The organism is Faecalibacillus sp. (genome assembly GCF_047023275.1).
In the GTDB taxonomy this organism is placed as follows: Bacteria; Bacillota_I; Bacilli_A; order Erysipelotrichales; family Coprobacillaceae; genus Faecalibacillus.
The window spans coordinates 1-22471 of the sequence record NZ_JBKYAR010000037.1 but is presented as its reverse complement, the minus strand read 5'-3'; the positions used below and the strand labels follow the sequence as shown (position 1 = coordinate 22471).

The 22471-nt window shown below is 27.5% G+C and carries 24 protein-coding genes; all 24 read right to left on the bottom strand.

Annotation, left to right across the window (positions count from 1 at the left end):
* Positions 1 to 111: 111 nt before the first annotated feature.
* Positions 112 to 1761 (bottom strand): CvpA family protein, encoded by a 1650-nt coding sequence (locus tag ACLVEP_RS11240; protein WP_412584899.1) that lies wholly within the window; start codon positions 1759 to 1761, stop codon positions 112 to 114.
* Positions 1754 to 2686 carry a DHH family phosphoesterase gene (locus tag ACLVEP_RS11235; protein WP_412584897.1) on the bottom strand — a complete coding sequence of 311 codons (933 nt, stop codon included), beginning with the start codon at positions 2684 to 2686 and terminating at the stop codon, positions 1754 to 1756. The genes ACLVEP_RS11240 and ACLVEP_RS11235 overlap by 8 nt, the downstream gene beginning before the upstream one ends.
* 61 nt (positions 2687 to 2747) lie before the next feature.
* Positions 2748 to 3947, bottom strand: coding sequence for an acetate kinase (locus tag ACLVEP_RS11230; protein WP_318000810.1), 1200 nt, complete (start codon positions 3945 to 3947; stop codon positions 2748 to 2750).
* Positions 3948 to 4102: 155 nt separating this feature from the next.
* A complete protein-coding gene (locus tag ACLVEP_RS11225; protein WP_048923864.1) occupies positions 4103 to 4312 on the bottom strand; it encodes an alpha/beta-type small acid-soluble spore protein in 210 nt (69 codons plus the stop codon).
* Between the two features lie 59 nt (positions 4313 to 4371).
* Complete coding sequence (thiI, locus tag ACLVEP_RS11220; RefSeq protein ID WP_412584895.1) at positions 4372 to 5568, bottom strand: tRNA uracil 4-sulfurtransferase ThiI; 1197 nt, start codon at positions 5566 to 5568, stop codon at positions 4372 to 4374.
* A gap of 3 nt (positions 5569 to 5571) precedes the next feature.
* Positions 5572 to 6705, bottom strand: coding sequence for a cysteine desulfurase family protein (locus ACLVEP_RS11215; RefSeq protein ID WP_318000808.1), 1134 nt, complete (start codon positions 6703 to 6705; stop codon positions 5572 to 5574).
* Positions 6706 to 6768: 63 nt separating this feature from the next.
* On the bottom strand, positions 6769 to 8511 hold the full coding sequence (locus tag ACLVEP_RS11210; RefSeq protein ID WP_412584894.1) for a septation ring formation regulator EzrA: 1743 nt from the start codon (positions 8509 to 8511) through the stop codon (positions 6769 to 6771).
* 67 nt (positions 8512 to 8578) lie between these two features.
* Positions 8579 to 9412: a DMT family transporter gene (locus ACLVEP_RS11205; RefSeq protein ID WP_412584892.1), complete on the bottom strand. Its 834-nt coding sequence runs from the start codon at positions 9410 to 9412 to the stop codon at positions 8579 to 8581.
* 39 nt (positions 9413 to 9451) lie between these two features.
* Positions 9452 to 10360, bottom strand: coding sequence for a riboflavin biosynthesis protein RibF (gene ribF, locus ACLVEP_RS11200; RefSeq protein ID WP_412584891.1), 909 nt, complete (start codon positions 10358 to 10360; stop codon positions 9452 to 9454).
* The gene (truB, locus tag ACLVEP_RS11195) at positions 10360 to 11202 is read right to left on the bottom strand and encodes a tRNA pseudouridine(55) synthase TruB (RefSeq protein ID WP_412584890.1); all 843 of its coding nucleotides are present in this window, start codon (positions 11200 to 11202) and stop codon (positions 10360 to 10362) included. The genes ribF and truB overlap by 1 nt, the downstream gene beginning before the upstream one ends.
* A 69-nt stretch (positions 11203 to 11271) precedes the next feature.
* Positions 11272 to 12111, bottom strand: a complete 840-nt coding sequence (locus tag ACLVEP_RS11190; RefSeq protein ID WP_412584889.1) for a metal ABC transporter permease — start codon at positions 12109 to 12111, stop codon at positions 11272 to 11274.
* Positions 12104 to 12793, bottom strand: a complete 690-nt coding sequence (locus ACLVEP_RS11185; RefSeq protein ID WP_412584887.1) for a metal ABC transporter ATP-binding protein — start codon at positions 12791 to 12793, stop codon at positions 12104 to 12106. The genes ACLVEP_RS11190 and ACLVEP_RS11185 overlap by 8 nt, the downstream gene beginning before the upstream one ends.
* 9 nt (positions 12794 to 12802) lie before the next feature.
* On the bottom strand, positions 12803 to 13762 hold the full coding sequence (locus ACLVEP_RS11180; protein WP_412584885.1) for a metal ABC transporter substrate-binding protein: 960 nt from the start codon (positions 13760 to 13762) through the stop codon (positions 12803 to 12805).
* A gap of 1 nt (position 13763) precedes the next feature.
* Positions 13764 to 14171: a Fur family transcriptional regulator gene (locus ACLVEP_RS11175; RefSeq protein ID WP_412584883.1), complete on the bottom strand. Its 408-nt coding sequence runs from the start codon at positions 14169 to 14171 to the stop codon at positions 13764 to 13766.
* A 117-nt stretch (positions 14172 to 14288) separates the two neighbouring features.
* The gene (locus ACLVEP_RS11170) at positions 14289 to 15776 is read right to left on the bottom strand and encodes a L,D-transpeptidase family protein (protein WP_412584881.1); all 1488 of its coding nucleotides are present in this window, start codon (positions 15774 to 15776) and stop codon (positions 14289 to 14291) included.
* A 75-nt stretch (positions 15777 to 15851) separates the two neighbouring features.
* Positions 15852 to 16787 carry a carbohydrate kinase family protein gene (locus ACLVEP_RS11165; RefSeq protein WP_412584879.1) on the bottom strand — a complete coding sequence of 312 codons (936 nt, stop codon included), beginning with the start codon at positions 16785 to 16787 and terminating at the stop codon, positions 15852 to 15854.
* A 180-nt stretch (positions 16788 to 16967) separates the two neighbouring features.
* Positions 16968 to 17093: a hypothetical protein gene (locus ACLVEP_RS11160; protein WP_412584877.1), complete on the bottom strand. Its 126-nt coding sequence runs from the start codon at positions 17091 to 17093 to the stop codon at positions 16968 to 16970.
* Between the two features lie 8 nt (positions 17094 to 17101).
* Positions 17102 to 17677 (bottom strand): histidine phosphatase family protein, encoded by a 576-nt coding sequence (locus ACLVEP_RS11155; RefSeq protein ID WP_412584876.1) that lies wholly within the window; start codon positions 17675 to 17677, stop codon positions 17102 to 17104.
* 44 nt (positions 17678 to 17721) lie between these two features.
* Entirely contained in the window at positions 17722 to 18300 is a 579-nt protein-coding gene (locus ACLVEP_RS11150; protein WP_412584874.1) for a TetR/AcrR family transcriptional regulator C-terminal domain-containing protein, read from the bottom strand.
* 47 nt (positions 18301 to 18347) lie between these two features.
* A complete protein-coding gene (locus ACLVEP_RS11145) occupies positions 18348 to 19673 on the bottom strand; it encodes an MATE family efflux transporter (protein ID WP_412584872.1) in 1326 nt (441 codons plus the stop codon).
* A 133-nt stretch (positions 19674 to 19806) separates the two neighbouring features.
* Positions 19807 to 20295 (bottom strand): hypothetical protein, encoded by a 489-nt coding sequence (locus ACLVEP_RS11140; RefSeq protein ID WP_412584870.1) that lies wholly within the window; start codon positions 20293 to 20295, stop codon positions 19807 to 19809.
* Positions 20285 to 21142 carry a YitT family protein gene (locus tag ACLVEP_RS11135; RefSeq protein WP_412584868.1) on the bottom strand — a complete coding sequence of 286 codons (858 nt, stop codon included), beginning with the start codon at positions 21140 to 21142 and terminating at the stop codon, positions 20285 to 20287. The genes ACLVEP_RS11140 and ACLVEP_RS11135 overlap by 11 nt, the downstream gene beginning before the upstream one ends.
* A gap of 168 nt (positions 21143 to 21310) precedes the next feature.
* A complete protein-coding gene (locus ACLVEP_RS11130) occupies positions 21311 to 21583 on the bottom strand; it encodes a helix-turn-helix transcriptional regulator (protein WP_412584866.1) in 273 nt (90 codons plus the stop codon).
* 13 nt (positions 21584 to 21596) lie between these two features.
* Positions 21597 to 22394 carry a YihY/virulence factor BrkB family protein gene (locus tag ACLVEP_RS11125; RefSeq protein ID WP_412584865.1) on the bottom strand — a complete coding sequence of 266 codons (798 nt, stop codon included), beginning with the start codon at positions 22392 to 22394 and terminating at the stop codon, positions 21597 to 21599.
* Positions 22395 to 22471 lie beyond the last annotated feature (77 nt).

The window sequence follows — 22471 nt, the reverse complement described above, 5'->3', positions numbered from 1 at the left end:
TATTTATAAAAAATACACCCCTTTTTTTATTTTATTATAAATCTTTTACTTAAAAGTAATTTATAAAATAAAAAATAAAGATAATACAATTTGTATTATCCCTATTTCAACTTATTTAACTTTAAATTGATTAATTACTACACTTTTATGATCATTTGATAAAAATTGAACTTCAACTTCATCTCCAACTTGTACAAGTGGTAAGTTATTCGATAACGAAAGATCAGCAATAAAAATCTGTTCATGTCCTTCAAGTTTAAAGTAGTAAACACTATTTCCATCTTTAACCGCACTATTAATTGTTGTAATTTTACCAGTTACAGTGTTTTCTTCAAACTCTTCATGACTTTTACCATTTTGAGCTAAAACATCATAATATGCCTTTTCTGCTTCAGACACACTACTTCCTGTTGCTACGATTTGATAATTTTTAACACTTACAAAAGCATACATTTTAACCAAGTTACTACTATCTTTTAAAGAAAGGAAGTAAGTCGGTTCCCCACCAGCATTAATAAGTATTGGAAATGTTGCTTTATATTTTAAATTTTGTACTTTTCCTTCAGCAGATGACATAGCTGAATATTCTTCCGCTCCTGAAATATGGTAGTATTTTCCTTCTTTTGTACGTAAATTAATTAAAGCAAACCCTACATTACTAGCATCTTTAGAAACACTTGTAAGCCCTGTATATAAATAAACATCGTCATCAATAACAATGTAATTATATCCATCTGTAGGCTGTAATACTCCTTTTTGTGAGAAAACAGAATTAATATACCCATGTGTATATTTACCGTAATTTTCTAGTTGTTGTATAACTAAATCCGCTGGATAAACACGATCTACCCAATTAGGAATATCTTTAATATCGTAATATTTGTGTTTACCATCAATAGCATTTACTAAAACTGCTCCTATAATATCTTTTCCACCAAACGGCCCTATTTTATATTTAAATACAGGAGCTATCCAATATGGAGTACCATCATCATTAATTTCAAAAGCAAGTTCTTCAAACATTTTTGTAGGATAATTCATTCTTAAATAGCGATTAATATTTCTACCAAAATGTTCAGATTTTGAATATTTCATGCCTTCTTTTAATTCAACAACTTCAGATTCTTGGCTTACCATATTAACTTTTATATATCCTGGTAACCCTTCTTTTCTATTTGTTATCCATTTAATTAAATCACTGTATTCTAAAGGTGTTACTCGATAAGGCGTATCTTGATAATTAATTTGTTCATAAGATTCATCTACTTCAAATTGTGAAACGTAATCAATCATTTGCCCCATTTTTCGGTCACCTAATTTAATAGCACTTTCACGATCCACAACTGGAATAGATTGGTAAGAAATAGTTTCATTATCTTTATAAAAATCAGCCTTTTTATCTAGCTGCAATTGATTTTGATAATTTTTAGCATGGAAAATAGGCAAACTATAAATTGATCCTACTCCTACATAAACAAGCAAAGCAACAACTACAAACATTAAATATTTAGATACTTTATCAAAAGTACCTAATAATATTGCATGCAAAATAACAAAGATAATAATTAGAAAAATTAAGTGAAAAACAAATGTTTGCGATTGATAATGTATTGGAAGCAATAAAACATATTCTCCAATAATAGCTAATAAGAAAACAATAATTAATGGAATTAAATAGCTCCATTTTTTAGTTGTCTGTACTTTTGATGAATAAAAATTTCTTTTAATTTCATTAATGATATTTTGTATAAAATCACTCATTTATTTTCTCCTTGATATCATTTAATAATGATGGAAGTTCATCCAATGATAAAAGTGTTGCTCCTGAAGCAAAGGCATGTCCTCCACCTCGATATTTATTTGCTATTTCATTAACAGGAATATGTCTTGATCTCATTGAAACTCGCCAATTATGATCTTTCGTATTTTCTGTTATAGCTAACCATACTTTGTACTCTTCAACAGAGCTTAATAAATTAACAAAATCAGAGCCTCTTTCTCTAGAAATATTTAAATGTTTTAAATCTTCATCTTTTAAAATATAGTAAGCAATCCCTTCATCTTCAATATAATGATTTAAAATAAAAGCATTCACTTTTAAATCTTTAGCTTTTTTCATATACATTTTTTCATAAAGAGCTTGCATATCAAAACCACAATTATATAAATACATAGCTGCTTCAAAAGTACGTTGATCAGTAGCAGAATACATAAATCGATTTGTATCACCAACAATTCCCATATAAAGAGCAGCAGCTCCAAAACTTGAAATTTTCACGCGTTCATTTTTCAAGAATAAAGCTACTATTTGGCTGCATGAAGAAGCTGTACTATCTTCAAAATTTAAATTTCCATATGAATCAACAACAATATGATGATCAATTTTTATAATTTCTTTACAAAAACTAATATCACCATCAATTCTTTCCTGATTTGCTGTATCTAAAACAATCCCCAAAGTCGGTTTTTCAAAAGTTGGTTTACTAATTTTTCCTGTAAATTGATATTTAGTCACTAAATCAGAAGAAAAATCACCAGCAAAATAGACTTCTTTATGATCAAATGTATTTTGAATTAAATCATACATCCCAAATTGACTTCCAAAAGCATCATAATCTGGATTTACATGACGATATAAACAAATACATTCATATTCTTCAATTTTATTTAAAATCTTTTCTATCATAATTTTCACCCCATTCTATAATAACATACCTTAAACAAAGAAAAAACCTGTTTACACAGGTTTATAGATTTAATAAACGAACAGTATCTCTAGCTATCATAACTTCTTCATTTGTTGGAATAACCATGACCTTAATTTGAGAATATTGATGTGAAATAACACGATTTTCATCACTTCTAACATTATTTAGTTCTTCATCTAAGAAAACACCAAATGCTCTTGAAACGTTATCAATAATTAAACGTCTTAAATATGCTGCATTTTCTCCAACCCCAGCAGTAAAGCAAATAGCATCACAACCACCTAGTTCAGCATAATATTGTCCAATATATTTCGAAACAATTCGTGCATACAATAAACCAGTTAATAAAGCACGTTCATTTCCTTCATTAAATAATGCATTTTCAATATCTCTTGAATCAGAAGAAATACCTGAAATTCCTAACATTCCTGATTTTTTATTATAGATTTCTAAAACTTCATCTGCTGTTTTATTTAATTTTTTACATAAATAAGGCATAACTGAAGGATCAACATCTCCACTTCGTGTTCCCATCATCACACCAGCAAGTGGTGTAAATCCCATAGATGTATCAACACATTTACCATCTTGAACAGCTGAAATGCTTGCTCCATTTCCTAAATGGCAAACAATAATTCTTGATTCTTTAGGATTTCCTAACATTTCAATAGCTTGTTGAGAAACATATTTGTGACTTGTACCATGTGCACCATATTTTCTCACTTTTAAATCTGTATAATATTCAAGTGGTAAAGGATATAAATATCTTTCTTTATCCAATGTTTGATGGAATGCAGTATCAAAAACAAAAACATGTCCTACATGATCTGGTAAAGCTTCTTTAAATGCTTTATAACCAATGATATTTGCTGGATTATGTAAAGGAGCTAGCTCAGCTAAATCTGCAACTTTTTTTACTGCATCTTCATCAACGACTACTGAGTCATCAAAATCTTCTCCTCCATGTACAACACGATGACCTACTGCATCTATTTCTTCCAAACTTTCAACAATATGATGATCAACAAGAGCTTTCAATAATAAATCAACAGCCACTTGATGATCTGGAATTGGTGTTTGTGTTTGTATTTTTTCTCCATTTACTTTAATAACAAAATTTCCAACTTCTTGTCCAATTCTTTCAACTAAACCCGAAGTAATAACTTCTTCACTTGGCATATTGATCAATTGGAATTTTAAAGAGGAACTCCCTGCGTTAACCGCCATTACTTTTACCATAATTTACCTCCTAACAATATAACTATATTGTACCTAATTTAATACATAAAAACAATATTTCCAGACGAAATTGTCAAAAAAATGTAAGCTCTTTCAATTAAGGTGAAAAAGAAAAGAATAGTCTTCTTATTTTTTAAGAAAACTATTCTTTTTATCTATTTATTATATGAAGAACGAGACATTTGTTCTTGTCCCATTTTAACTAATCTTTTAGTAATTTCTCCACCAACAGAGCCGTTTGCTCTAGCTGTTGTATCAGGACCTAAATTAACACCAAATTCATTTGCAATTTCATATTTCATTTGGTCAATAGCATTTTGAGCTCCTGGTACAACTAATCTATTGCTGTTGTTACTTTGTGCCATGTTGTGTCACCTCCTGACACTCATATTTTGCATCAGGAATGAAATTCTATACTCTTTTTTTAAAAAATATCTTCATCATTTTTATAATTTGCATCGACAACAACAGTTTCAACTGTTTCTACACATTCATTTACATATGTTTCATAATCAAAAGTTGCTTCGAAAGCTTCTGCTTTATAACTTCTAGGTTTTGTTGCAGGAGCTTTTGGAGTAAAGATTGTACAACAATCTTCATATGGTCTAATAGAAATATCGTAAGTATTTATTTTTTGAGCAATATCTATAATTTCTAATTTATCAAGACATAAAACTGGTCTTAATACCGGAATTGAAATCACTTGATTAATAACATTCATACTATCCAATGTTTGGGAAGCAACTTGTCCAATACTTTCTCCATTAACAAGTGCTAAACAATGATTTTTTAAAGCAAGTTTTTCACCAATACGATACATCATTCTACGCATAACTGTCATCGCATAACTTTCATCACAATGATCATAAACCGCAAGTTGTAATTTTGTGAAATTAACAACATGAACAGTGATTTTACCATGAGTATAATGTCTTAATTGATCAACAAGATCAAAAACTTTTTCTCTGGCAAATTCATTTGTATATGGTGGTGCTGCAAAGTGTACACACTCAATATCTACCCCACGTTTTAAAGTTAAATATCCAGCTACTGGTGAATCAATTCCACCAGATAACATTAATAACGCTTTTCCACCTATACCAACAGGATATCCACCTGCTCCCTTAATTACATTTGTCATCACATAAATAGCATCATGTCTAATTTCAACAGTGACCAACATTTCTGGATGATGAACATCCACTTTTAATTGTCTATCTACATGATGAAAAACATGTCCAGCAATTTCTCTATTGATATCTTGTGATTTTTTAGGAAATGTTTTATCACTTCTTTTAGTATTAATTTTAAAAGTTGTTTTTGTATCTTCGTTAATCATTTGAGCAATCGCATCTTTGACAACATCTAAATCTTTTTCAAATTTATAAGCATTTGAAAAAGAATGAATTCCAAAAACTGTTTTTAATTTTTCATTAACTAACAAATGATCTGCTCCATTTAAATAAATATATAAACGATCATATTGTAATTGATATTGTAATTGAGGAAATTCAAAAAGAATTTCTTTTGTATTTTTTAATAATTTTTGTGTAAATAATTTTCTGTTTTTACCTTTTGTTGTAAGTTCACCAAAACGAACGACAATATAATTTGCTTCCATATTTTACCTCTGTTTTTTTATTGAATCTAATACTTCTTTTAAACAATAAATAAATTTATCAATTTCTTCTTCTTTTGTCAAATCACTAATACTTACCCTTAATGCACTTTTTGCTATTTCATCCGGTAAATGCAATTGTTGCATAACTCTAGAAACATCACTTGTTTTAGAACTACACGCACTTCTTGTTGAAATTAAAATATCTTTTTCTTCTAAAGCATGCAAAATAACCTCTGGTTTATAACCAATACAAGAAAAGTTAACAATATGACTTGATGCATTTCCTCCTGTATTAATGACAACATTGGGAATTTTCTTTAGTTCTTCAATCAAATATTTATTTAATTTTAAAACATATTTTTCTTTATGGTCAAAATTTTCTAGTGCTAACCTTAACGTTTTAGCAAGAACAATATAAGTACATGCATTACTTGTTCCTCCACGTAATCCATATTCTTGCTGACCACCATTGATAAGTGGAACTAAAGTAGTTGATTTTCTTTTAAAAAGTAATCCACTTCCCTTTAAACCGTTTATTTTATGTGCAGAAAAAGATGCACAATCTATTCCATCTAAATCAATTTTTATTTTTCCTAAAGCTTGTACCATATCAACATGAAACTTAATGAGTGGATATTCTTTAAGTAATTTTTTTATTTCTTCAATAGGCTGAATCGAACCTACTTCATTATTAATACACATAACACTAATCAAAATCGTATCATCTCTAATACTCTTTTTAACATCTTCAATTTGAATATGTCCTGTATGATCCACAGGTAGATACGTAACTTCATACCCAAAAACTTCTTCCAATTCTTTACATGTTTCATACACAGAAGAATGTTCTATTGAAGTTGTAATAATGTGCTTCCCTCTATTTTGATATTGAAAAGCAATTCCTTTAATTGCCATGTTATTTGCTTCACTACCACAGCTTGTAAAAATCATTTCTTCATCACTAACATTTAGCATTTTAGCCAATAGACTTCTCGATTTTTCTAACAAACGATTAACTTCAATTCCTTGACTATAAATACTATCAGCATTATAAAAATATTTTTCTAATAATTGTGTATAAGTTTTTAAAACTTCCTTATGATAAGGTGTTGTTGCAGCATAATCTAGATATACCATATTTCCCTCCATATTTTATTTTTATTCATTTCCAATTAACATATGACCCTCATGAAAAAAGTCCTATTCAACCTTAGGACTTTTTTTATTGACCAACATTTCATAAGAATCAGGTTTTATTTTTTCAATAATATCAACCGCTGTAGATAAAGCCTTTGTATATTCGCCATTTCTATAAAGTAATTCTGCTTTCGTAAGTTCAGTGTTTACTTCTAAAAATGAAGAACGATATCTATTTCCAAAAACAATTGCATCTTCTACCATTTCTGCAGTTACAATTAAATTATGAACATTATCATATAATTTATAAATAACATCTCTAGCGGCATCTACTTGTAACGATAAACTTTTTAAATCAATAGGTCTTTTTCTAATAAAATTTAAAATTGCATCTGCTTTTTTATATGAATCATCAATATAATCTTGATACGACTCACTAATCATCGGTAAATGTTTATTTCTAATTTCTGATTTGATTTCCAATAATACAATATTGATATTATCTAATTCATCTAATGCACGTTTTTCTTGAATACGTAAAGTTTCTGCTAATTCATTATGTTTGATTAAAGAATCATTATACGGCTTACTTTGTTCCACAATCTTAGAAAAATTATCTATCATTTCTATATAAGAAAAATCTTTAGTTTCAATAATCTTAGTGATTTCAGCTAAATCATCTACAATTGTTTGAAATTGATTATAATCATCTTCAATTGTAATGGTGTAATCATCTAAAATATAATTTTCTTCTATTTCACGAATACTTTCTTTTGCTTTTGCAAGTCCACTTTCAATTGTATTAACAAATTTATAGCATTCATTTCTTTTTTCTTCATAAAGAGCATATGCATTTTTCTCTTTTTCAAAATCAGAATATAATAAATTTAATTCTTCTGTCATTAATTCAATCGTTTGACCAACATTATTTAAATCAAGATTCTTAATGTTATGTCCTGTATTTTGTAAATCACTACTAATTTTAGAAAGGCGAACACTCGCATTCATTCTTTCCACTGCAAAATCTTTTTCTTGCATATCTTTCATGATAGATTTTAATTCATTCAAACGTTTTGGTAAATATTGTCGAACAATAGAAATATATGTAGGTAAATCTTTTAATTTTTGATCCAACTCATCTATATCTCTTGAAATATTTTCAGTATCAATTTTTGCTTCTTCAAATTGTTGATTGTTCATATAATTTTCTAATTCAACAAAACGTTCATCAATATCATGAAATACGTCTTGAATCTTTGGCACATAATCTTCAACTTTGAAACGAATTTGTGCATAAGTATCATTTGTTGCACGATATTTTTCTTTAACTTTAATAATTTCTAATCTTTGAATATTCTCTATTTCTGTGATTACTTCAATATCTTTTAAAAGTTGTTTAGACTCTTTAGCATACTGTAGAACTTTTTCTTCTAAAATATCCATTTTCTTCTGTACACCACGTAACTTACGATAATAAAGTGATTCATCAATATCATTAACAAGAGGAATAATTTCTTCATTTTGAAGATTAGATAAATCAGAAAATTTTGCGTCATAGCATTCATATTTCTCTTGCAATTCGGGCATATTTTTAGCAATACCTTTAACTCTACCTAAACGATATTGAATAGGCAATGATTTAATCGCATTCATTTTGTTTTCTAAATCTACGATTTCATTGCGATAATGTTTTAATTTCAACAAACGATAAATTAAAATCAGTAATATTAAAACTAAAATACTTACTGCAATAATAACAATCATTTTCATTCCAACTATATTTACAATCTCATTCAAATATTTCATGTCAACAACCTCTTTTAATCACATTTCTATGAATAATTATATCATGAAGTCATATACTTGTCTAAATCTAATTTTGTTTCTTTAAAATAAAATAGAACGATGAAGAAAATATAATTAGAAATCCAATCAAAACAAAAAAATCAATCTTTTCTTTTAAAAACACTAAAGAAAAAAGATAAGTAAAAGCTGGGTTAAATGCCATGAAAAAACTTGTTTTTAATGGACCGATTAGTTGAATTGATGAAAGATAAATACATTGTATATACGCATAGCCAATTCCAGAAGTTAATAAAAATAGCCAAAAATATAAAATATTTACTTGTGTAAATAATGGCTTTTTTATAAACAATAAAAGAATAATAAATTCAAAGAAAGCAATAATCAATAAATACAAATTATAAACATAAGGATTACATGAAATATTTTTTAATTTATAATTTCCAAAATTATAAATAAATAAAGCTATTATTAAAAAAAGGACACTTTTGTTTAGATCAAAAATTCTAAAATGAATAGCACATAAAAAGCCAAAGATTGTCATACACAACGAAAAAAAGATTTTATAATTCCACTTAGAAAATGAAACAGCTATTAAAAACATACAAACTGGTGCTAAAGAATTAATAGTTGCGGTCATTGTTCCCTTTACAAATTGTAATGCATAATAAGTTAATAAAAAATTAATAACATTAATAAAATTAGTCTGTATAAATAAACTTTTTAATGATACTTTTTTAAATGATATTTTTTTATAATTAATATAAATAAGCAATGATATAATTGAAAACAATAATTTTAACATCGTTAAAAATATTGGATGAAAATAATCATAATTAATCTTAGTTACAATAACATTTAAGCCCCATATCATATTTGCTAATAATAAATGAATATAAATCATTTGTTTCACCAATTGTAGTTTAAACAAAAGAAAAACATATTAATCAAGAAATTGATCAATATGTTTTTTATCTTTTTCTAATTGTTCCTTCAAATGATTTAATGATTTAAATTTACATTCATCTCTTACTCTAAAAATAAAATCTACATCCACTTCTTCTCCATAAATATCTTGGTCAAAATTGAAAATATTAACTTCTAAAGACAAGTTATGGAGAACACCAACCGTTGGATTGTAGCCAATATTTGCCATTCCTTTATAACGTTTACCATGTACTATAAGATAAACACCATAAACACCTTTTTTTAAAACAACATAATGTCCATAATTAATATTAGCTGTTGGAAAACCAATCTTTCTACCATTTTGTAATCCATATATAACTTTCCCAGAAACACGATATGGACGTGTCAATAAATAATTTGCTTTTTCAACACAACCATCATTTAATAAAGTTTTTATATATGAAGAAGATACTTTTAAAGAATTTTCAGTATATTCATCTACAACCGTAACATCAAAAAAAGAATTATTGGCTAAAGTAGAAATATCACCTTTCCCCTTATTTCCAAAGTGAAAATCAAAACCACAAACAACATGTTTAATATGATGATCAATAATATATTTTTTTAAGAAAACATCTGGCTCTAAATGAGCAACTTCTTGATCAAAATCAATAATATAAAAATAATCAAATTCCAACTCTTCTAAAACTTTTATTTTTTCAGATAATGACATTAAATATGTGTAATCATTTTTTTCTAAAATTTGTTTAGGATGTAAAGAAAATGTCATAATTGCTTTTTTTAAGCCTTTTTCTTTAGAGATAGACTCAACATTTTTCAAAAGTTGTTGATGTCCTAAATGTACACCATCAAAAAAACCTAAAGCACAAACAGAATCCTCAACTTTAAATTGGCTATTAACTGACAAATGAATAATTTCCATTACCATAATCCTCTTACATTTTTTAAATATCCCGTTCCTGTGCTTTCGTAAATAGCTAATATTTTATTATGGTTATCATAAATAGCTATTTTACCCGTTAAATTACTTTTAATTTGTTTACCATGATAAACAATCGTTGGATCCTTTAATTTTAATTTTGGATAATCACCTAAAGCTTCTTCTATTGAATGTAATGTATAATCCCCCTTTTCTAATTGTTCTAAGGTAATACAATCTTCAATCGAAAAGTGTCCAGCTTGTCTTCTTTCAAGATGAGACATGTGACCTGGATATCCTAATTTTTGAGCAATATCTACACATAAAGAACGAATATAGGTTCCTTTTGAACACTTTACATCAAAAACAATTTCATTATTTGAAAATGAAATCATTTTAATCATCATAATTTCTATATTTCTCTCTTTAATTTCAACTTCTTCACCATTTCTTGCATATTCATAAAGTTTCTTTCCATTTACTTTTATTGCTGAATAGATAGGTGGCTTTTGTTTAGATTTACCCATAAACGAATTCAAAACATCAATTACTTGATTTTCTGATAAAGCTCCAACTTCTTTTTCTTCTAACACTTTACCACTTGCATCATATGTATCTGTACTTTTCCCAAGAGATAAAGTTGCTCTATAAAATTTTGTATCACTCATTAAAAATTGAATAGCTTTTGTTGCCTTATTAACACATACAACTAAAACACCTGTAGCATCTGGATCTAATGTCCCGCAATGTCCAACTTTTTTTGTATGTAATTTTTTTCTTACAATACCTACAATATCATGGCTTGTATAACCTGCAGGTTTATTTATCAATAAAATTCCATCCATTAATTATCACCTCTTACATTCTAACAAAATATCTTCTTCTTGAAAATAAAGTCATTTAAATATCTTTTACTATTTTACAATTGAAATCAACCAATTAATAATAAAAATTACAATATTTATAAAAACAATCGTTGCTCCAACAGGTGTAGAAAATAGAATAGAAAGAATAATACCTATAAACGCACCAACAACTGATAAAATAGCCGCATAGATAACAATGCTCTTAAAACTATTCATTATTTTCATAGCAGATAATGCTGGAAAAATAAGCAATGCTGTAATTAATAACGATCCTACTAAATTCATTGCAAGTACAATAATAATAGCTGTCAATACAGCAATCATTAAATTATAGAGCTCTGTCTTTTTACCTGTGGCTTTCATAAAATCTTCATCAAAAGTAACAGCAAAAATACGGTTGTAAAATAAAATATAAAATAAAACAACAAGCAATGACATAATTATACAAACACCAACTTCAAAATGTGTTAATGTTAAAATTGTAGTAGACCCAAACAAAGTTGAACAAACATCACCAGAAACATTAGCCGAAGTCGAAAAAATATTCATTACCAAATAGCCAATAGCAAGTGCTCCTACAGAAAGCATCGCTATAGCAGAATCACCCTTAATTTTTGTATTTTGTCCTGTTCTTAATAGGAAAATAGCTGCAATAACAGTAACAATCATAATGAATAAAGTTTGTGAAGTAAATTGTAAAACCGTGGCAACAGCCATTGCCCCAAATGCAACATGTGACAATCCATCTCCAATAAAAGAAAAACGTTTTAAAACAAGCGTTACTCCTAATAAAGATGAACATAAAGCAATCAATACTCCTACAATTAATGCATATTGTACAAAAGGATATGAAAAATAGTATTGCAATGTTGAAATAAAATTATTCATTATTAAGCTCCTTTCCGTACTTTTCAATAAAAATATCTTTTTTCATATAGATTGGTTCATTTTTCTTTAAATATAAAACATGTGTCGCATAATTTAATACTGATAAGTCATGAGAAACCATCACTATCGTCATTCCTTGCTCGTTTAACTCTTTCAATAAAGCATAAAATTCTTGTGTTACTTGTGGATCTAATCCAGTAACTGGTTCATCTAATAAAATAATCTTATCTGATGCACATAGTGCTCTAGCAAGCAAAACACGCTGTTGCTGTCCACCAGAGAGCAATCGATAACTTTTATTTTGTAAATGTGTAATTCCTAATTTATCCATTTCTTGTTTTGCTCGTTTTTTTTCTTTTTTGGTGTAAAATGGACGATATTTCAAATGAGATAACATTCCTGAAAGTACAACTTCTTGAACTGTTGCTGGAAAATCTTTTTGAACAACTGTTTGTTGAGGAAGATAGCCAATTTCTGATTTCTTCAAATTATCAGAAAAAGTAATTATTCCAGATTTTTTTTCTTTTAAATCTAAAAGTGTTTTAATCAATGTACTTTTCCCTGCACCATTTTCTCCAATAATACATAAATAATCATTTTTATGAATCTCAAAATTTATATTTGAGCACACAATTTCATTATCATAACCTAATGATAAATCTTTAACTTTTATATATGACATAATCTCTCCTTATTCATTTATTGCTTCTCTTAACATCTTTAAATTATGTTTCATAGCACTTAAATAGCTATAACCATTTTTTATTTTTTTATCATTTACAGATTGTAAAGAATCCAAATACAGTATTTTTTGATTTTTCTTTTGCGTATTATCCTTTACTGTTTGAGCAATCTTTAAGTTTGTCTGATCAATAATAAAAATACTTGTTAACTTTAATTCATCTATTTTATTTGCTAAAAAAGTAATTGTATAAAAACTTGCTTCCACATCGGCTGAACATCCCGGAAATGCTGCATAATATTTTAAATGATAATCATCTAATAAATATCTAAAAGGAAATCTATCAGCAAAAAGCAATGTTTTTGTGGATGCATTTTTTATAACTTGTTGATATTGATGATTTAAATCATCAATATTATTTAAATAACATTTAGTATTTTCTTCATATATATCTTTATTGACTTCATCCAATTTTTGAATTTCTTTTGATAAATATCGAATTACTTCATGTGCATTAATTAATGATAACCATACATGTTCATCATACTCGCTTTCATCATCTTCTTCATGATCTTCTTTCATTCCTTCTACATGCTCTTCTTCTTTTATTCTATTCTTTAAAACACTCATCATACTCACAACTATCATCTTTTTATTTTTTGCTTCTTTTAAAGCATCACTTACCCATTGATCTGATTCACCACCCACATAAACAAACATATCGGCAGAAGATACTTTGGCAAGATCTTGAATAGTAGGTTGATAACTATGTAAATCTGTACCATCCTTAATTAATAAGGTTAAGTCAAATACAGAATTATCATAGCCAATAATTTCTTGAATCCAGTTATATTGAGCATAAGTAGTACATACTATACTTTTTTTAGATGATTTTTGAGTAATTGGTATACATCCAGTTAATAAAACTCCACATAATAAAACTACTATACATTTAAATAATCTATTCATTTTAGCTCCTTTTTTCCATACATGCATGGCATAAACCACCAATTGTTGAAATATCACAATCTAAAAAGAATTCGTAATCTTTTTCTAATATTTTAATAATTTGTTGCATTGATTTCTCATTCAAATGAATAATTTTTCCACATTCTTTGCATTGTAAATGAAGGTGTTCATGACATTGTTTTAATTTTTGATTAAGACGATACATCCATACTTCATTATTCCCAGATTTATATTTTATCAGTTGCCCATCTTCAACAAACTGATCTAAATTTCTGTAAATAGTTGAAATGTTAACCTTTATATTATTTTTTACAATAAAATCATAGATATCATGAGCATGAAAACATTTATCATTACAATCTTTTAAATATAATTCTATTAATTGTGATACTTTTGTTTTATAGCGCATATTCTCACCTCTAATTTGCAATTCATTTGCATTTTTCCTAGATTTTATCATTCCTCATTTATCATGTCAACAAATATGCAATTCATTTGCAAATTAAAAAGCCATCTTTCGATGACTTTATTCATGTATAAATACCATATCTCTCATAGATACTAAATTATAAATATTCTTAACATCTTCTAATTGTAAATTAATACATCCATGAGAACCTCTTGTTTTATATAAATCAGGTGACCATTTACTCCAATCGCTTCTATTCATATAATGATATCCTGTTCCAGTCCATGTAATACGAACCCAATATTTAGTTGGTGTTGTATAATCAGCACCTGTTAAAGTATACTCTAATTTCTTATCTTTTATATACCAACATCCTGTTTTAGTCGCACGTGAAGCATCACTTGGAAGACCAGTTACACATTTAGCACTATAAACAACTTGTCCATTTTGGAAAACATAAACCATTTGTTCTGAAATATCAACTTCACTATATGTTTGCGTATTATAATCATCAACCAGATTATCAAAATTCAATTTATACGCCTTATTCTTATAAATTGGTTCCAACTTCTTTATAAGTTTTTTCTTATTTGTTTTATTTTTATTCTTTATATATGCCTCTACATCATTTTGTGGATTTTTTTTAGATAATACTTTGTATAATTGATCAACAGTTTGACTATAGTCAATTTGCCATCCATAATCTCCACCTGATACTTCTAATACTTCACCAGTATGTGACTTGAATTTTCTTGTTTTACCTACTGTTTTATATTTCAAACAAAACTTTTCAACCCATTGTGACATTTTTTCTTGATCAATAGAAACAGTTGCATCATCATTAATAACCAACCAATTTTTGATATCTTTTGGTGTAACTGTTTCATAATGTTTTTCAGTCATATCATAACGAATCCATCTATATAAATAATTGTTATATTGATTTAATTCTTTAATGATTGCTGAATCATTCTGTGTATACTTTGGTTTTAAATAAATATTTGCTTTATCTAAATCAATATTTGTTTTTAATTGTTTGATAGATTTTTCAACATAGCTATAAAACTTTTCTTGATTTAACTGGTTACCTTGTTTTTCTTTAACAATCTTACCACTTTGAGTTTTCTTATCATATTCAACATGAGCACTTTCTGGTGCAGTAATTGTATATTGATCCCCTGTTATCAAAAAAGATTGAGACAGGTTATTTTTAAATGCTTTTTTATTATATGAAACATCAAAATTAACATCAAAATCTTCGCCTGAAATAATTTTATAAAAAGAAAAAATACCATGTGTTTTTTTAAAACAATTTTCTACTTGCTTTTCATAATTAGCATTTAAATCAATATCGGTACCCCTTAATTCATATTTTGCATTATTTCGACCCTTAATAACAAGTACATGATTCTTTAAATCTGTTTGAACTGCTTCTTTAGCTTGAGATAATGTCATATTTGAAACATCAATTCCACCTATTGTTGTATTTGGATAAAATTTATCACTGTATAAAATGATAACAATAAAAAGAAGCATTATGATTGCTATCACTAAACTTAAACATATTTTAACCTGTTTTGTTATTTTTAAATCTTTGAAATTCATAAAACTCACCTACTCGTTCAATATTTTATAACTTTATTTATGGACTGTCAAAAAAAATATCCATAAGGATATTTTTTAACAATCAGACACATCCATATCTAATCCTAATTCACGTGGTAGAAAACGTGGACAAACATTTTCAGATGATGTAATAACAGAAGCTGCTAATTTTGTTCCAATTTCAACTGCTTCACATAGTTCTTTTCCATATGTAAGCCCAATTGTAAGACCTGCACAAAAGGCATCTCCTGCTCCTGTTGTATCTCTGACAGTCACTTTTTTAGCAGGACAAATTCCTTTATTCCCTAAATGGTCAGCATAAATACTTCCTTTGCTTCCCATCGTAACAACCATTGACTTAATAGCTCCAGCTGAAACTTTTTGATAAATAATTTCGCATAAATCTTTTGCACTTTTTTTACTATAATTTTCTGCAAAGAAAATACCTGCTTCTAATTCATTACATACTAAACAATCGAATTGTTGTAATAAATCTCTTCTTTCAACTGCAAGTGTCATATTAGAAATGACACCAAATACTTTTTTATTATATTTTTTTGAATAATCCAACACTGCTTTAATGATTTCTGGATCAATATCTGCTTCTAAAACAATTGAATCACAATCTTTAAATATTTCATCGCCTTTTTCATTAATCAAATCTAAAATCGGCATTAAATTAGGACGTTGAGAAATAGAGCCTGCTAAATCTCCATCATTAGCAAATACTGCAAGCCAAGTTCCCATACCTTCTGGAATTTTTTGAACATATTCTGTGTTGACTTTATGTCTTTGTAATTTTCTAATAACATCTTCTCCTAAGGCACTATCATCAACAATTGATAAGAATGTTGGTCGAAGTTCAATATTTGCAATATCTTCAACAACATTTCTACTTACTCCACCATGTATATATTTAATGTGCCCTGCATTTCTTCCAGTTGGAATATATGCATCTATTGGAAAACCTTTAATATCCACAAAAACTGCACCGATAACTACAATACCCATAATTAATCTTCTCTCTTTCTTATTCATCCTTTATAATATAACAAAAATTAAAAAACAAGAAAAGATTCTTTCTTGTTTTTATTGATTATTTTCTTTCATAACTTTAACCAATGCATGTGGTTTATAACGCTCATTTAAATATTTCATTTCTATATCTAACAATTTTAATTATATGTTGTATTAAAAAAATTGATTTTTTAGTTTTTCATAAGGAAGTGCCCTTGTATGCATTCCAACTTTTTGGTTACCATCCACCATATATCCTAATTTTTTTAAAACCATCTTACCTAAATAAGCGTATTCCATATTTTCTTCTAAATTTGATGTCTAATAACTTCTTTTAATGTAAATGTTCTACCATCAAATTCATAAATAAAAATACAGCAGTTTCCAAAACCTTTTTGTAATTCTTCCATTGGATCTTGAAAAGCTCTTAAAAAGTTAAAACAAGCTCCACTATGGCTTACTGCTAAAACACTATGATGATCTTCTTTACTCATAATTTCCATTAAGGTTTTAACCATACGATCTCTTGTTGTATTAGAAGATTCTCCTTTATATTGTAGGTAGAAAGTTTCACAATCTTTTGGTGTTAAATGAGAATTTAATCTTTCACTTTCTCCTTCTAATTCACCATAATAATTTTCTTTTAAGCCTTTTGTACGAACATACGGCATATCTGTTATAAGTTCTAATGTGTCACAACATCTTTCACTCGTACTAGAATATGCATGATCAAAAGAAATATGATGTTCTTCAAACCATTGTCTTGCTACTTTAGCTTGTTTAATTCCTAATTCTGTAAGTGGTGAATCACACCAGCCTTGGATCTTATGTTGTAAATTAAATAATGTTTGCCCATGCCTCATTAAATAAAGTGTTTTTTTCATTTAAATTTCCTTCTTTCAAAATTGTTATAAAATAATAAAGCGTTTCATTTATCAATTTTATAAGGATTTTTTGCACACTTACTTCCTTGAAATAATTCATCCATTCCTAAACCTCTCATCTGTGTAATCATCTTAGCCATTTCATCAACCGGGACTTTCATATCTGATAAAATCCACGATAAAGTCATTGCACTTGATGCATTCGCATGATAAATCGTAGCAAATTTTAAAGCATCTGGCATTGGTTTTTCCCCATAAAGTTGTTGATGCCATTTTAAATCAAATTCTTCACAATGTTTAGGAATATATTCCTTTAAGCAGTTCTGACCTTCCATTAAACAAGCTTGTTTTAAAAATGTTTGGTAGTGTTTCATATGCTCAAAAGATTCAATAAGAGATTCATAAAAGTTAAGGCTTTGATTTTGCCCATTAAAATGATTGATAATTTTATAATTATAAATATATTGAATTAAATCATTTTTATCTAAAAAATGATTGTAAAATGTTTGTCTACTCACTCCTGTCGTTTCCAACAAGTCTTTAATTGTTATTTGAGATAAATCCTTTTTGTGGCATAAATCTAACAAACCATTTGCAAGTATTTCTTTAATATCAATTGCCATTAAAATACTCCTTTCCATATTTGAAATTATTATACCACAAAACATTTTTAAATGACTTCAAATTTTGTCCATGCATTTGATTTATAACGACAATAGAAAATAATCGCACGAATTGTCCAATCACCACACATTGCAAGAGCAATACCAATAACACCCAAGTTAAGCCCTAAAGCAAGAATAATTGATAAAACCAATCTTCCTCCTACTGTCGAAGCAATCGATACAATCATTGTAAATTTGACATCTCCCGTTGCTCTTAAACCTTGTGATAAAGGTCCTGAAAGTGGGAATACAACAGTATTAGCAATGTTATGAATAATTACAAGAATAATAATAAGATGCTTTGTTTCATCAGCAAGATTATAGAATTGTAAGATAAATGGTGTAATGACTAATACAAGCACATTCCAAGCGATAGAAAAAACAAGTGACCATTTAATAAGTTTAGAAAAATAAAATTTTGCTTGATCTATATCTTTAGCACCCATACATTGTCCAATAACAGTAATAAAGACAGGACCCATAGCTGAACCAACGAGAGCCGCTAAAGACCAAATACTTTGTGCAACTCCATTAGCTGCGATTTGATATGTTCCAAACATGGCAACAATAGAACTTAAGGCAACTTTAACAAGTTGGAAAATTCCATTTTCTACACCATTAGGAATTGCAATATTTAAAATACGTTTTAACATTTTTCCATCAAATTTACAGATATCTTTTGAATCATAATAAGCTTCCAATTTTTTATTGAAACATAAAACAGTGATAATGACTGCTGAAAAAACACGAGAAATAAGTGAAGGATAAGCAACACCTGCAACACCAGCTTTTAAAACATAAACACCAATAATATTTCCAACAACATTGATGATATTAGCAAAAAATGAAATATACATCGTTACTTTCGTTTTAGCCATAGAACGATATAAAGCAGCTCCAGCATTATAGATAGCAAGTGCTGGATAAGAATAAGCTGAAATACGTAAATAAGTAACACATGCCTTCATAACATCTGATTCAACTTTACCAAACAATAATCCTAAAAGTTGTTTATTAAAAATCAATACTAAAATAGACAAGATGATTGAAAAAACAATAGAAAACATCAATAATTGACTTGATGATAAAATTGTTCTTTTTTTATCTTTATTTCCAATATATTGACTGACAACAATTGCTCCTCCAGAAGCAAGAGCTGTAAATAAATAGATAAAAATCGTATTAAATTGATTGACAAGTGATACTCCAGAAACAGCTGCCTCCCCACAGCTACTCACCACAAAAGTATCGACAATCCCTACAAGCATAACCAATAACTGTTCAAAAAACAAAGTGATGATCATACTTCTCAATTCTTTATTTGAAAACATTTTCATTCCTCCCCTTTGTCCTTATTATAAAAAAAGAAGCATATTGTGTAAAATGCTTCTTTTTTAGTTTATATCATGCCTTATAAGCATTATAAATCCCATACCTTTATTTCATAATAAGGATTTGTTTTTGCTAAAACGATTTTAACAATTTTCCCATAAAACGGTGAAAATAATGATTTAATATTTTAAATGCTTGATTTGTTTGTTGTTCACTTAACTTTCTACTTAAAGAAACATGAGGCACAAAATGATATGGTAAATAACGATTATTTTGTGAAATAGAAACATATTCCTCAAAGGTTTGATGAATTTTCAAAATAAACTGATTTAAAAATTCGTTGTAAACAGGTAATACATAGAGAGTTGATTTTTGAAAACAACCAAATGAAACGAAATAAAGTTGTTGATTTTTATCGCTATTAAACACTTTATTACCTAGTTCAATAAAATTCTTTTCATCTATTTTTTTATAAGTCGCAACTGTAAGATGAAAAGGTATATTATTTTTCTTTAAATAATTTTGGTGTAATTCTTTTTCAATTTGTTCATTTAAAAAAGTAAACCTTTGATTTGTTTCTTCATCAAAATATAAAGATAGATGATACATCTTATTTTTCAATATATTCCTTTTCTAAATTAAAGCCTCTACCTTGAACTTCATGAACATTTGAAATAATCATAAAAGCATCTGCATCAATTGACTTTACAAGTCTTTCTACTTGAACAAGCTCTCTTGTTGAAATGACATTAATTAAAACTTCTGTGTTTTCTAATAAATACCCCGTTTGTCCATGTAACATCGTCACTCCACGATCAACATTTGTTAAAATTGCTTTTCTAATATCTTCATATTTTGAAGAAATAATTTTAACTTCAATTTTTTGTGCACCCATCACTAAAATCTTATCAATAACCATTGTATAAATAAAAATTAAAACAATCCCATAAAGACATTGTCTTACATCAGAAAAGCCAAATTGTGCAAGTACAATTAGAGTATCAAAAACATACATCGAAATAGAAAATGGAATTTTAAATAGTTTATTTAAAATAAGTGGTGGAATATCCATTCCTCCTGTAGAAGCTCCCGCTTTTATAACAATAGCAATCGCAACCCCTACTAACACACCAGCAAAAAGTGTATTAATTAAAATATCATCAGTTAAATAAAAATCCTTAAAAGAAAATTCAAAAACTCCTAAAATAAACGGATAATAAAACGTTGAAATCAGTGTTTGTAAAGCAAATTTTTTCCCTAAAATAAGAGCACCAATAACAAAAACAATAAAATTAAAAATAAAAGTAAAAACAGAAATAGGTAAATGAAAATAATGATTTAAAAATAATGAAATACCTGTTGTTCCCCCACTTAACAAGTGTCCTGGAACAATAAACATAATAACAGCAAGTGCAAGTAACGTATTTCCAAGTAATATGCTTATAATATCTTTTTTATTTGCTTTCATAAATTCCTCCATAAAAAAACCACATTGTTTTTCCCTAACAATGTGGATCAAAGCCTACGCCTAATACGTATGTATTATAGCATATTGAAAAACCTTGTCTATATTTTTGTATAAAAATAAAAACATTTATATACAAATTAATATTTTGATTATTCTGTTTTTTTATCACTAATTTCTAATTGAATAATGTGAAATTGTTTCTTTTATCACGTAATAATCCATCTGTGTCACAACAAGATCATCTAACGTACAATGAAACAAATAACTTAAAGCGCATAAATGTTCTAAATTAGGCAAAGTTTTACCATTAAGCCATTTGTAGATGCTTTGTTTACAAGAAAGACCTAAATATATTTGAATATCTTTTACATTATAACCCAATTCATCCATATACTGTTGTATTTTTTTGCCTGTTTTTTCTATATTAATATAAGGATACATTTCTACTCTCCTACTATAACTTTTTAATAATTCTTTTCATATGACATTCAAAAATGACATACATACCAAAAAAAATAGCTTCTGAACAAACTGCAATAGAAAACATCAACATAACTAACGCTGCTAAAGGTCCATAAACGTTACTGTAATCAACAACCGAAAAATAAATTGATAAAATACCAATTATTAATTCTATTAATAATGTTGCTACAATGGTTCCCTTAATCGTATCTATAAAATCAACATTTTGGTCGGGAATGATTTTATATAATAAAAATAAAATAACAAAAATAATAATAAATAGAAAAAGTACTCTTGTTATAAAATTATGTTGATCTATAAAAATAATTTTAAAAAACGGAAAAATAATCAATAATGAAATAACTGCTAAAATTAAAATAAATATTAAAATCGTTTTTAAAAAAGTAATTCCTTGATCAATAAAAAAAGGATATTCTTTATCATTAGGAAACATATTTTTAGAAATTCGATGTAATTGATAAAAACCTCTACTTACAACAAATACAGATGCTATTAAGGTTGTCATAGTTGTTATTGACAAAGAACGTGGTTCTATTAATTGAATCACCATTTGTGTTACATCTGGTCTTAAATAATATGATAAAATTTCTTGTGCTGTTTTTATATCTAATGGAAAAAAAGGTGTAAAAAAAGCTAATAATGTACATATTGGGATAATAGAAAGAATCATATAATACGCAAACGAAAGTGCTGATGCTGGTGGCACTTTATAACGGTAATCAAGATAATGTCCGTAAACAAAATTAAAAATTCTTTTCATTTTTTTCATAATCATCCCTCCTGTTGATAGTGGTAGTGTCAAAAATCTATATTAAATAGCGTAAATACACTACCCTTCAATTTATC

What these genes read in the sequence shown, in the direction of transcription:
- ACLVEP_RS11145 (WP_412584872.1), bottom strand. Translation starts at nt 19,673, where the DNA reads ATGTTTTCAAATAAAGAATTGAGAAGTATGATCATCACTTTGTTTTTT.
- ACLVEP_RS11130 (WP_412584866.1), bottom strand. Translation starts at nt 21,583, where the DNA reads ATGTATCCTTATATTAATATAGAAAAAACAGGCAAAAAAATACAACAG.
- ACLVEP_RS11215 (WP_318000808.1), bottom strand. Translation starts at nt 6,705, where the DNA reads ATGGTATATCTAGATTATGCTGCAACAACACCTTATCATAAGGAAGTT.
- ACLVEP_RS11125 (WP_412584865.1), bottom strand. Translation starts at nt 22,394, where the DNA reads ATGAAAAAAATGAAAAGAATTTTTAATTTTGTTTACGGACATTATCTT.
- ACLVEP_RS11205 (WP_412584892.1), bottom strand. Translation starts at nt 9,412, where the DNA reads ATGATTTATATTCATTTATTATTAGCAAATATGATATGGGGCTTAAAT.
- ACLVEP_RS11185 (WP_412584887.1), bottom strand. Translation starts at nt 12,793, where the DNA reads ATGTCATATATAAAAGTTAAAGATTTATCATTAGGTTATGATAATGAA.
- truB (WP_412584890.1), bottom strand. Translation starts at nt 11,202, where the DNA reads ATGGATGGAATTTTATTGATAAATAAACCTGCAGGTTATACAAGCCAT.
- ACLVEP_RS11160 (WP_412584877.1), bottom strand. Translation starts at nt 17,093, where the DNA reads ATGGAATACGCTTATTTAGGTAAGATGGTTTTAAAAAAATTAGGATAT.
- ACLVEP_RS11210 (WP_412584894.1), bottom strand. Translation starts at nt 8,511, where the DNA reads ATGAAATATTTGAATGAGATTGTAAATATAGTTGGAATGAAAATGATT.
- ACLVEP_RS11150 (WP_412584874.1), bottom strand. Translation starts at nt 18,300, where the DNA reads ATGGCAATTGATATTAAAGAAATACTTGCAAATGGTTTGTTAGATTTA.
- ACLVEP_RS11170 (WP_412584881.1), bottom strand. Translation starts at nt 15,776, where the DNA reads ATGAATTTCAAAGATTTAAAAATAACAAAACAGGTTAAAATATGTTTA.
- ACLVEP_RS11155 (WP_412584876.1), bottom strand. Translation starts at nt 17,677, where the DNA reads ATGAAAAAAACACTTTATTTAATGAGGCATGGGCAAACATTATTTAAT.
- ACLVEP_RS11165 (WP_412584879.1), bottom strand. Translation starts at nt 16,787, where the DNA reads ATGGGTATTGTAGTTATCGGTGCAGTTTTTGTGGATATTAAAGGTTTT.
- ACLVEP_RS11180 (WP_412584885.1), bottom strand. Translation starts at nt 13,762, where the DNA reads ATGAATAGATTATTTAAATGTATAGTAGTTTTATTATGTGGAGTTTTA.
- ACLVEP_RS11235 (WP_412584897.1), bottom strand. Translation starts at nt 2,686, where the DNA reads ATGATAGAAAAGATTTTAAATAAAATTGAAGAATATGAATGTATTTGT.
- ACLVEP_RS11240 (WP_412584899.1), bottom strand. Translation starts at nt 1,761, where the DNA reads ATGAGTGATTTTATACAAAATATCATTAATGAAATTAAAAGAAATTTT.
- ACLVEP_RS11135 (WP_412584868.1), bottom strand. Translation starts at nt 21,142, where the DNA reads ATGAAAGCAAATAAAAAAGATATTATAAGCATATTACTTGGAAATACG.
- ACLVEP_RS11230 (WP_318000810.1), bottom strand. Translation starts at nt 3,947, where the DNA reads ATGGTAAAAGTAATGGCGGTTAACGCAGGGAGTTCCTCTTTAAAATTC.
- ribF (WP_412584891.1), bottom strand. Translation starts at nt 10,360, where the DNA reads ATGGAAATTATTCATTTGTCAGTTAATAGCCAATTTAAAGTTGAGGAT.
- thiI (WP_412584895.1), bottom strand. Translation starts at nt 5,568, where the DNA reads ATGGAAGCAAATTATATTGTCGTTCGTTTTGGTGAACTTACAACAAAA.
- ACLVEP_RS11175 (WP_412584883.1), bottom strand. Translation starts at nt 14,171, where the DNA reads ATGCGCTATAAAACAAAAGTATCACAATTAATAGAATTATATTTAAAA.
- ACLVEP_RS11225 (WP_048923864.1), bottom strand. Translation starts at nt 4,312, where the DNA reads ATGGCACAAAGTAACAACAGCAATAGATTAGTTGTACCAGGAGCTCAA.
- ACLVEP_RS11190 (WP_412584889.1), bottom strand. Translation starts at nt 12,111, where the DNA reads ATGAATAATTTTATTTCAACATTGCAATACTATTTTTCATATCCTTTT.